This is a genomic window from Acinetobacter sp. MF4640, assembly GCF_002018895.1.
GTDB lineage: Bacteria > Pseudomonadota > Gammaproteobacteria > Pseudomonadales > Moraxellaceae > Acinetobacter > Acinetobacter johnsonii.
The window spans coordinates 1-10,747 of the sequence record NZ_MVOM01000074.1 but is presented as its reverse complement, the minus strand read 5'-3'; the positions used below and the strand labels follow the sequence as shown (position 1 = coordinate 10,747).

General features: G+C 40.6%; 11 protein-coding genes and 1 pseudogene. All 12 read right to left on the bottom strand.

The genetic code is table 11. The features are described 5' to 3' along the window. Positions 1–1,222: pseudogene (locus MF4640_RS17145) on the bottom strand (hypothetical protein); the annotation flags it as partial. Between the two features lie 58 nt (positions 1,223–1,280). Further along, positions 1,281–4,151: a host specificity factor TipJ family phage tail protein gene (locus MF4640_RS17140; RefSeq protein ID WP_078390347.1), complete on the bottom strand. Its 2,871-nt coding sequence runs from the start codon at positions 4,149–4,151 to the stop codon at positions 1,281–1,283. Continuing rightward, positions 4,148–4,465 carry a hypothetical protein gene (locus MF4640_RS17135; RefSeq protein WP_078390346.1) on the bottom strand — a complete coding sequence of 106 codons (318 nt, stop codon included), beginning with the start codon at positions 4,463–4,465 and terminating at the stop codon, positions 4,148–4,150. The genes MF4640_RS17140 and MF4640_RS17135 overlap by 4 nt, the downstream gene beginning before the upstream one ends. Further along, entirely contained in the window at positions 4,465–4,941 is a 477-nt protein-coding gene (locus tag MF4640_RS17130) for a DUF1833 family protein (RefSeq protein ID WP_078390345.1), read from the bottom strand. The genes MF4640_RS17135 and MF4640_RS17130 overlap by 1 nt, the downstream gene beginning before the upstream one ends. Then, entirely contained in the window at positions 4,934–5,422 is a 489-nt protein-coding gene (locus MF4640_RS17125; RefSeq protein WP_078390344.1) for a hypothetical protein, read from the bottom strand. Before MF4640_RS17125 ends, MF4640_RS17130 begins: the two co-directional genes overlap by 8 nt. After that, positions 5,422–7,983, bottom strand: coding sequence for a hypothetical protein (locus MF4640_RS17120; protein WP_078390343.1), 2,562 nt, complete (start codon positions 7,981–7,983; stop codon positions 5,422–5,424). The genes MF4640_RS17125 and MF4640_RS17120 overlap by 1 nt, the downstream gene beginning before the upstream one ends. A gap of 57 nt (positions 7,984–8,040) precedes the next feature. Continuing rightward, positions 8,041–8,496, bottom strand: coding sequence for a hypothetical protein (locus MF4640_RS19795; protein WP_078390342.1), 456 nt, complete (start codon positions 8,494–8,496; stop codon positions 8,041–8,043). Between the two features lie 94 nt (positions 8,497–8,590). Beyond that, positions 8,591–9,040, bottom strand: coding sequence for an Sbal_3080 family lipoprotein (locus MF4640_RS17110; RefSeq protein WP_227518681.1), 450 nt, complete (start codon positions 9,038–9,040; stop codon positions 8,591–8,593). A gap of 70 nt (positions 9,041–9,110) precedes the next feature. Continuing rightward, positions 9,111–9,320, bottom strand: a complete 210-nt coding sequence (locus MF4640_RS17105) for a hypothetical protein (RefSeq protein ID WP_078390341.1) — start codon at positions 9,318–9,320, stop codon at positions 9,111–9,113. Between the two features lie 17 nt (positions 9,321–9,337). Further along, positions 9,338–9,778 carry a hypothetical protein gene (locus tag MF4640_RS17100; protein WP_078390340.1) on the bottom strand — a complete coding sequence of 147 codons (441 nt, stop codon included), beginning with the start codon at positions 9,776–9,778 and terminating at the stop codon, positions 9,338–9,340. A 9-nt stretch (positions 9,779–9,787) separates the two neighbouring features. Next, the gene (locus tag MF4640_RS17095) at positions 9,788–10,258 is read right to left on the bottom strand and encodes a phage tail tube protein (RefSeq protein ID WP_004694098.1); all 471 of its coding nucleotides are present in this window, start codon (positions 10,256–10,258) and stop codon (positions 9,788–9,790) included. Positions 10,259–10,330: 72 nt separating this feature from the next. Beyond that, positions 10,331–10,684 (bottom strand): DUF3168 domain-containing protein, encoded by a 354-nt coding sequence (locus MF4640_RS17090; protein WP_078390339.1) that lies wholly within the window; start codon positions 10,682–10,684, stop codon positions 10,331–10,333. Positions 10,685–10,747: the final 63 nt, after the last annotated feature.

The window sequence follows — 10,747 nt, the reverse complement described above, 5'->3', positions numbered from 1 at the left end:
AAATCAGGTTTTCAGATTTCTTGTAGCTATACTTCTGAACACAATTTACGATGTGGTCAGCCAATCCTTTATACCCAAACAAAGTTAAATGCTGACTTTGAAAACTGTCATGCATTGTCTGCACTTGTGTAGGATTTACAGGTAGTGGAGGCATGACTGTAATTGTTGTACCGTTAATCCCAATTACGTTATGGCTTGTATAACTGTTCGCTGTTTGGTCATATACAACACAAGAACCACTGTAAATAAATGCAGTAGGATCCGAAACAGTCATTTGTGTATCAGATACACGAGCTGTCACATTTACAGCATTAAAGTTTGTTGGGGTTAAAACAGCTTTAACGAATTGTGAAGTGTTTACAAAATACGGACTTTCTTTGTCAGTCATCAAATCAAGCTGACCAACAATCCCATTTTGATTAGCAATAATTGCATTTTGCTTGCTGATTACAGTATCAAGTGTTGCTTTGACATTACTGCTGTTGTAATCAATTTTTGAGGAATCAACATTCGGCATATGCTGCTGAATAATCTTCTCAATAACATCAATCGAATACGCTTTTGATTTGATGTAAGCTACATTCCAGGCAGTAGTCTGATAAGCTGATGCGCGCATATAAGCAGCATTGGCAGGCGCAACATATGTTTTCTCAGTCAAGGTTGTTTGATCATCACCAAATGCACTGATGAACACTTGATTTTTATCATACCAGGCATGCCTAGCCAAACCTACAACTTGGCTATAAATACGGTAACTTTGACTCGGCACAACTTTAATAAAATCTGTTGATTTAAAAGATGCACCTGGTAGAAAAGCTCCAGTTGCTGATATGTATCCAGACTCACTAAATGCAGCCGATAGGATATTTGTAGTAATGCTATCTGTATAAGATTTCGACTCAGTTAAAAAGTTCCTACCAGTCGGCTCCCATTTAGAAGGGTTTGTAGATGATGGGTTCCAACGATATTCATTTCCAGTATCATCGACTCTGGCAACTTGATGATTAAATTCAGGAACAATTGCATTTAATGCTGCTAAAGTTGGTGTAGTAATATAACCACCTTTATTCTCAACCTTTGCAATCGCAGCTGGCAATGTTGGATAGGGATCACCTATGCGTGGAGTCACAATTCCAGACTCATTTCCATGGACGCATTCACCCAAATCTTTTGCATCAACACTTGCATTTTCAAGCTGTTCTTTAGTAATAACTTCAGCCATTACTTTTCTCCAAGCAATAAAAAACCGCCGATTAAGGCGGCCTTGCGTTTAATATAAATTAGATATAGTTGTGATCATTTGCATAGTAACGCGCATCATAATTGATGCAGGTCAGCTTATTCGTCATCTGATCATTCGGTGACATTTCGGTCAGCATGAAAGCCTGTTTAGCTGCCTCAGAAGATTCAACAACTGTGTACAGGGTTTTGACATATCTATCCGGGTCAATCACCAGCGGCAAACGTGGTGATTCGGTCAGAATGATTTCATTGGTCATTTCCCCAGGGTGACACAAAATCGATTGAGTCGATCCATCTGAGAGTTGCAAGAAGCAGTAATAGTCGACTCCATCTTTAAACTCTACATTCTGAGATAAAGTTAAGGTAAAACCATTCTGACCAACCACCTCCCCATCTTGGGTTGAAATCACCGTATTATCAGCAACCAAGACCCGATCATTACGCATAAGCAATTCGCTTTCATCCAATGCATCAAAATCAACAGATACACGTTGGTATTGAAGCTTATTCCACTCCCGCCATGCACGAGTTTTTGCTACAGCAACATTACGAATACCCGAGGTCGTAATCTCTAATGGATTGGTTGCAGAACCGTCTTCTGTAACTTCACCTGTAGCGGAGTTATAACTCAGATAATAGTTCACGCGCTCGTCATCATCTGGATCGGTGTATTCAAGCTTAATCCCGTCATAATCCTTTTGGATGCCGAAGGTATAAGTTCGCTTCTCAGATTGAGGCACTTTATTGCGATGATTAAAAAGCAAAACTGAAGTCTCTTGAGGTTGCTCGAAGCGCATTCTCAACTTATTGCCATAGCGGTAGCATTCTGAAAAACATGCACTGGCCACCATCCCCGCTTGCTCTTCAAAACTGAGCTCAGCATCATCAAATGTGTAGCTAAATTCCGCAGGTGCACTTGAACCAAAATAAGTTTTCACCTTATTAATTTCGGCCTTAATTTGCTCTACATCAACTTCGCTCAATGTACGTCGACCAATATAGGCATCAAGTGCCATATTAATCAGTACTTGCCCAGCATCTCTCGTTGCAGTTAAAACCCCCACACCATCCACGGGCAATTTTCGCGTGACCAAGCAATTGAGCTTTCGCTCTTTCATAGAAAGTGCACCGCTGGTTGCCACCTGTCTTGTACGTAACATAGTCACACCAGGATAAAGTGTTTTATCCAGTTGTCGCCCTACGTATACATCCTTAATTTTTAGTTCATTCACCCGTTGAGTTTTGCTACGGATGTGAACAGACTCTTTAGACATACGAAACCGCACACCATCACTGAAGACAGTTGGATCTGTTTGAACGACATGAGTAAAACCGAATGAATTTTTAATTTTTGCCCACTTCACAATTCGACTGGAATAAATTGCACCAGTAGGATTTCCATTGAGCATCGCTTGATATTCGAAATTACAAATACCCGCATCTTCATACGTCTTTCCATTGGTACCCACAGAGTAGGCTCCCTGTGGAAAATTAAAGTTCAAAGTGATTTGCTCAATCTCTTCAAAATCAACTTCAAACCAACCGACCCAACGACTTTCAACCACATCCAATGTAACCGGTACTGATAAACCTTGAGTCGAACCACCATAGAGCGCATCAAGGTTGTCCCAATCAGAATTAATGATAGATACATTTGCCAAGGTGATTTGGTTCGCTTGAATCGCGCTAATTGAATAAGTGTCGTCTAAAGTTACACCCAAGACTGAATTCTTTAAGGTTCCAGTCGCTGTAAATGAGTTGCTTGTAATATGATTCCAGTTGTAATTGACCTGCTTCGGATTACTAATGGTAAATACATATGTAAAGTTTGCCCCAGTCTGAGCTTTACTTGCAATTTCAACTTCATACTCTCCACTCAAATCAGAGTTATATGTAGTGATGATCTCCTCACCTGTTTCTGGATCTTCACTGGTGACCTCATAGCTAAACAACGCCCCCACAAGCGATAAAGTCTTAAACGAATCAACATTTTCCAAATCAAGATCAAGTGTCACGCTTAAGGTGTTATTGCTATTTGCTGTAAAAACCCCTCCAAAAGTTTCATTAGCCAAACCATATTCAGCACCAGTGATTTCAATACCATCGCCCACCTTAAAAAAGTTGGTAAAGTTAATTGCGTCACCCTCTGCTTTAATGATTCCGCCTGTCATGAAATAGACGCGAGTATCCTCAGAAATTACGGTATTACTAGGCTCTACCAAAGATTGACCATTAATAGATGCAGACTTACTTACCAGCATTGGCAATTCAGTAAATGTGCTTCCAGTGCGATAAATGGTTTCCTCTCCTATAATGCTGGTATCTGGATCATAGATAGATACAGACATACCTGCCACGCCTTCTGCTGCAGTATCAGCATCACGTACATCATGAATTTGGTAATGGCCACGACCAAGGCACATCAAACACTCTTCGATTTCATCGCCATTTTGATTGTAATAGTTGTAGGTCACGGCAGCTAAATCAGGATATGCGCGTAACTTCCCATATATATCTGGAATACGTCCCTTTAACCGAGCTTTGTTGGAACGGCCTTGTAATTCGTTATTACTTGAACCTGCTGTTTGTGCTTGAGGCTTAGGCATTGTCAGGATTGAATAGACACTAAATGCAGCCATGATTGCCACAACAGCATAGTAGATGTATTGAATCCATGCAGGATAAATCACCACATAGAATGTCCCCTCTAACTGCTGTAAATGCTCAATGTCCACCTTTGATTTAGGCGTTACATCATGGCTTTCTGCCACCGTACCATGGTAGATCTTGGCAAACTCAGGAAAGACTCCAAACTGCTGTTTTAGGTAGGCACAAACATCATCTACATGTTCTGTATACCAGGTGTTTTTATCGTATGGCACAGGGCAAATAATAACGGTTTTTTTCATTTGTAAAATCTCGGCTGCTGAAAACCACCTTGCACAATTTCTAAATGAACGTAATGCACCCCCTTAGAGGTTAAATGTAATAATTTACCCTCAAAAAAAATGCCGACATGGAAGTCAGCATTTTTTCGATTAAATAAAGCGATACATGGGCTTTCGGGCACATCAATTGGAATAAAAGAACCCGTTCCATTTAGAAAGTTCTGCAGTCTTTGTGATAGATCCTCACCAGTAATGTGCTGCCACACTTCGCAAGCAAATTCATTGCAGGTATAGCTATCTGTCCAGTTTCGATCTAAAAATTGATCTAAGTTCATTAAATCCCCCGCAGCAATGGAAAGTCTTCCAATGTATAAATTCGGCCAGTTTTTACGCTGTTCAACTCAGGCGCTTGAGCATCAAAAGTCGCTAGTCCCGCACTGTCTTTTGATAAGCTTGCGATTTCAAGTTTTTGCATCGTCATCAAGGGCATTTCTAGGTCTTGATCACTAAACAACTTAAACACAACAGATGGTCGCGTATTTGAATCCATGGTGTTTATTACTTGTTTAAAAAAATGGTCTTCCATATCAGCAAGTGTGATTGAAAGCTGCTGCTCAAGATCATTACTAACATTGTTTCGCTTGATTGACATAGGTTGATATTCATAGCTTTGACCTTCTGCTATGACACCATCAGTATCATTTTTAATAAACCGCGCTGGCTCATTGAATGAGGGATGAGTAATTTCCAAACACTCCAACACGACAGCTCCACCATGGTTGTTTAAAAAGAATGAAGTGTAATCACCCATCAAAACCTCCTATTGCATTTGGTAAATCTTCGTTTACGAGTTCTTCAAGTGGTTGCATTAGATCCGCAAAACTACCACCCTCATTTCCTACGCCCACCAACAGGTCATCCATGTCATCACTGGTGGAAAGTGGTTTAACGATCAGGGTTGCAGTGACTGAAAATAAGTTTCCATTTTTAGCTGTGAGCGATGGGCCTCCATCGAAAAAGGCTTCATAAGGTTCAACAATTCCATTATCGATACATAGGTCAATCAGAAAGGGTTGATTTGGATTTCTTGCCCACACCCGGTAAAAAGCCATGAGATACTGGTAGCCAGTTGCATTCACAGCCCACGAAACATTTCCGCTATGTACAGTCCCTTTTAGAGCCCTGCGAAAACGGGGTGCACCGCCATCCAACACTTGAGCAATAACACCATTTCCAATGTTGGCGCTGTACCCAGCTTGAAGAACACAACGCTGCATTGTATTTAAGGTCATTATCGTCTCCGACTCGCTGTAGTATTTTGGCCAACAGCTTTTGAAATTCGACTATTAGGTCTAGTCATGGATTGCGAAACAAATTGCTCAACTTCTTCAATCGTCACGTAAGTTTTCCCATCGCTACCTTTGGTTGCAGCAACTTTGTTTGAACCATTGTTGTTAATGATGATGTCGCCACTAGAAGAACCAGATGAGTTTTTTAAGTAGTTTGTTAAATCCTTGTTTTGTCTTGGGGATAAAACACGCTCACCTTTGTCCAGTAGGTAGCTTGATTCCTTTGGAACATAATCCGTACCACCATGAAATACACCCGCAACAGAAGAAATGTTAGAAATGATTGAGCTTGTAGCAGCAGCAACAGATGCCATAGCTGCTAGATTGGTTGGCCAAGGATTAGATGCTGCATTAGCCAAGCCCTGCTGAATAGAAATTAACGACTGAGCAATTGCAAAAGCCTTCTGCGTTGCAAACATGGTTTTATATAGCCCCGACTGCTCACCGAAAGCATTTTTCATAATCTCGGTTGATGATCCAAATATATCCTCACCATATGACAAGTTGAGCTTTGCACGCTCTTGTAAAAATCGCTCATCAAGATCAAGAAGACTTTGCTTATGCTCCTCCTCTGAAATTAACTCCCAGTCTTTCGCTTTATCAAAGGCATCTCGCTGAGCACTGTATTCACTATCAAGATTCTGATACTGGACAGTATCTGTCGTTCTGGCATTTACATCCTGATAATTGTCCCATGCTTGATCTCGTTTACTATAGAACTCGTCACTGCTTGCTATGCCATGTGATTGCAGAAGGCCGGCACGAATTTTCGCATCTCGTACTTTTTCAATTTCACTAACCTCGAGAGCGTATCTTGCTCTCAAATAATCAGCCTCTTTTAAATAAGATGATTGTGCTTCTAGTAATTGCCATTGCTGAGAGAGTTGTAGGCTAGACTCTTCAATAGCATATTGTTCATCTAAAGCTTTCAGCTTTAACTCTTTAAGTTCATTATTATATTTGCCTGATTCACTTATCATAATGCGCTGTGTTTCAAACGCATATTTGAGCTTTTCCGCTTCAGACCACTTAAAGGTATTTATTTCCTCCGTAATCTGACGAAGATACATCTCCTCTTCATATTCATAGCGGGCTTTAGCTTTAGCAACATAACTTGCCTGCGAAGGACCAAAGTTTGCAGCCTCAATTTCATTTACTTGACGTTTATAGTCTTCAGCAAACTTGGCAAAATCATCTAGATAATCATACGAAATAGAAGCACGCGCCTGCTCCTGCTGTTTTTTCAGGGCATCAGTTGCAGCATTTGTTGCATTAGCAGCTTGGTTTTGTTTTTTAATCCATTCATCTGAACCTTTAATCACACCAGCTTGGCCACTTTGGTTTTTCGCCATGGCAGCTGTGGCTTCATTCACAGTATTAGTAAATAAAGTTGTGATTGAAGTACCTATATCATCCATAACTTTAGCATTGTCCGCTGCGGCCATAGCGATACCACTATTCGGTGCTTTAGTTACTGTTGCACCAGTGATTAAGGTTTTTGCGAGTCTTAGACCGGGTAATTTATCTGCCCAAGTGCCACCTTCTGCAGCTAAATCCACATTTTTTTTAGCATTAAGTGCATCGAAAGAAAGGCCTGCAATTGCATTAGAGAGCATCTTAATAACTGCATAAACACCCATACCTGTTGCCGCCACCCCCTTAAAAACATCTCCTAAAGTCTCACCCGCATCAGACATTAAATCTGTCTCAGTTGTAGCATCAGACATAGCATCACCAATAGATACAAGTGCCGGCATCAAACCTTGAATGAACTGATTCTTAGCCCCTTGAACTTGCATATCTAAAAGGCGAAGTTGTACTTTAAGCTCTGCAGCTTTTTGAATTGCAGATTCATCCATGATTAAGCCATAACGCTCCGCAGCATCTGCCCAGAACTTAAACCCTTCCCCGCCATTTTTCAGTAATGGAATCAGGTTAGTGGTATCTGAAGCCATGGATTCCAAATAGAAAGACATTTGCTGTTGTGAAACGCCTGCCTCCTCAAGCTTATCGACATAAAGCTGCAATGCTTGTGGGCCTGATAAGTTCTGCATCTCAAGTGCAAGTTTTCGCGCACCCTCAGCACTACCTTCCGTTTGAATAGCGATTTGTTCAAAGAAGTCAACGGCACCACCAGAACCGATGGTAATAAACTCTCCGAGCTTTTCATTAAAGTCTTTTAATTGGTCTGCCAATTTATCTGGGTTAATATCTACCGATTGAGCTGCTGCAGACATCGCCTGAAATTCTTGCGTTGTCGCATTAGAAATGTCTGCAAATATTTTTAGTTCTTGAGCTGCATCTGCATAGTTTTTTGCCATAGCAAATACTGCAGCACCTGCAGCCGTCGCCCCAGTTACCGCCACAGCTCCATATGCAAGCACATCCTTTTTCATACTTGCAAAGCTAGTTTTTACCTGTTTTTCACTATCCTTTATCGGGCCTACAAAGTTACCAATCTTAGTAACCAAATCTAGAGTAAGTGTTCCCAGTTTGGTGCTCATATAAACCTCAAGGCGAAAAAAAACCGCCTAGTTGGCGGTTTTAAAATTAACTAAAACTTAAAATTGGACATCATCACAATGCTTTTTCCACATTTTTTCAAACTGTGTGCCTGTCATTCCCTGCCCTTCAATATTGATATCTTTTAAAATCACAATACGCTTAAAACCAGTAAAGGCCCCAAAACTATTTTTAGCTTTGACTTGTCCACAAGGCTTACCCTTATAAAAATTTATCGTCGCACTATCTGGATCTTTAAGACTGCTTTTAATAGTCATGTAAGCGCTAACCTGCTTGGCAGCCATAATGTCATCTGCTGTAAGTGGCTTAGATTCCTGTACGACATTTTCCGACTTAGGGGTTAGTAGTGCAATTAACCCTCCCCCAGCCAGTAAAATAGCTAATAACATTACAAATGGTGATGTTTTTTTGAGCTGCTTGGCCCCACACAACGGACAACTTTCCGCTTTATCACTTACCGGTCCACCACATTCTTTACAAGGGTTAATAGCCATACCCGCCCCAAATTTATAATTTAGAACAAGATACTAACTCTACTGGCAAAAAGAAACCCTTGAGAATAGGGTTCCTTTTGGCATTTACTCTTATTTATTTAACGACTTCACCTTTGTTTTTTGCCTCGCCTAGCAATTGATCTACAGCATCAAAAACCTTACCTTCAGTGCTGCGCCATTTATTTATTGCCCCACTTCCTTGCTTCCAATTCAATTCTGCAATCTGCTTATCACCTTCAAATAAATCTAATTTGATTTGAGATAAATACATTGCAATATCCCATGATCTATATGCAACGTAGTTTAGCTTATACCTGCATTCAACTGAGACCGTACCCTTATCATAAAGTTTGGTATTGATTTCATGACGTGAAAAAGCATCTTTTAAATAAGTATTGAATTCTGGAACAGTGACTTTGGGATTGTCCTCAATACATAATTGAGGTGCTTGTTTAATTGTGCCAACAGGTACAGTTTTTACACTCACACTGCTACATCCAACCAACCCAAGCCCTAAAACCCCCGCAAGCAATAATTTTTTCACATGATTACCCTCTTATAAGTAAACATAAGATACTAATTACTTGGACAAAAAGAAACCTCCCGAAGGAGGATTACTTAACTGCGGACAGCCCCTTTTCAAACATCTCATCAACACTGTATTCGACTTCTTCAGGTAGGGGTTCATGCGGCATATAATTAAATGGATCCTGCTCTTTTAGAATTGCTACAGAAATTACATCCGAACGTAGATATCCAACGGCTTGTTCAATTCTCCGCCCAAAAAAAAGTGAGCCATATTTTTGACGATAGTCCCACCACATCTTGAACTCTTTCGGACTTATTTTGCGCTTTGCTGTTTCAACGGTTCTTCCACCGATTCCGTTGAGGACAAGTTCGCACCAGAACTCTTCTGATTTGAGATCCACTTCTTTCCCGAAAAGTCATTCACCTCATCTACAGCCTTCATCATGGCACTAATAGTTTCTAAGTTTACCATGCCAGTATCTTGAATTGACGGGAAGAATTTTTCTTCAGGAGATGAGAACACAGATACAAACAGGGTGGCTTTTGAATGCTGATCAACTGTTGCCTTAGACTTATCATCTAAATTCCATGCATCAATTGCGCTTTTAAGCTCATCATGAGATAGGCGTTTTACTAAGATTTCCCCTTCAAAAGCCTCACCATTTGCACCTACAAGCGAAATCGTCTTTTCCACAAATTCGCCTACTCCAACCGCTTTTTTCAAAGTGGAAAGTGTTAATTTTTTCTTAGCCATAACCTACCCTTAAGGAATTGTGCGCATTGTTTCATTGATGCGTGAGGTGCGTTTCAATGGGTAGTTATAACCAACAAACTGCCCTTTTTCGAATGTACGTTCAGGTGCTTTTAAATAACCCTCAAACACCCACCATGCACGATCAGGTGGCAAAGCTAAAACACCACCTGTCATTGTAGGTGGCGCATCAGAGTGGCTTGAACCCAAATACCACATAACTTTTTTACGTGGGTCAGTTTTGGACAACGCAAGAATCTTTAAGTGCGATTCATTTTCATCATCAAAATCTGTGCCGAGCGTACCTTCCCCTGGTGTCATTTTGCCTGGGTCAAAGTTATCATCTGCATCGTCAAGGCATGTCACATCAATATCTTCTTCGGTGTCATTACCGAGCGTTAAGTTTTTTGCACATTGCACAGCGATAACCTCATCACCATCCACATAGTACAACTGTGATTTTTGAACTTTAATACGCGCCATGAGTAGCTACTCCTCAATTTTTTGGCATAAAAAAGCACCTCTTTAGGTGCTAAATAAAAATTAAATTAAGTGTTAGCGATCGAGCCACCAACTCCCTGAAAAACCACGAGCAAAAAGCTTTGTATTTGACTCATAGTGACCGATACGCTGATCAATCAAGCTATGCTCTTGAAGCACATTACATACAGCTATTCGAATATCTGAAGCTGTCTTTTGGTTCGGGCTATAGACCATCACCTGATACATCACATCATCTTCATTGGTGATGTTATCTAAGGAAGTATTTGGAGTACCTGATAAGTCAGACCAAACCAAATAAGGTGGTGGTGTCTTTTCCGGTGCCACATCTTCATAAATGCGCACACCCAACATTCCAAATACTTGGGCATCAGCCTTTAAAATTCGATAAATAGGTAATTGCTTCATTCGATCTTGCCCTTTTTGATTGCGGATTCAATCGACTTCATAAACGCCTTGTTAAATTCAGCT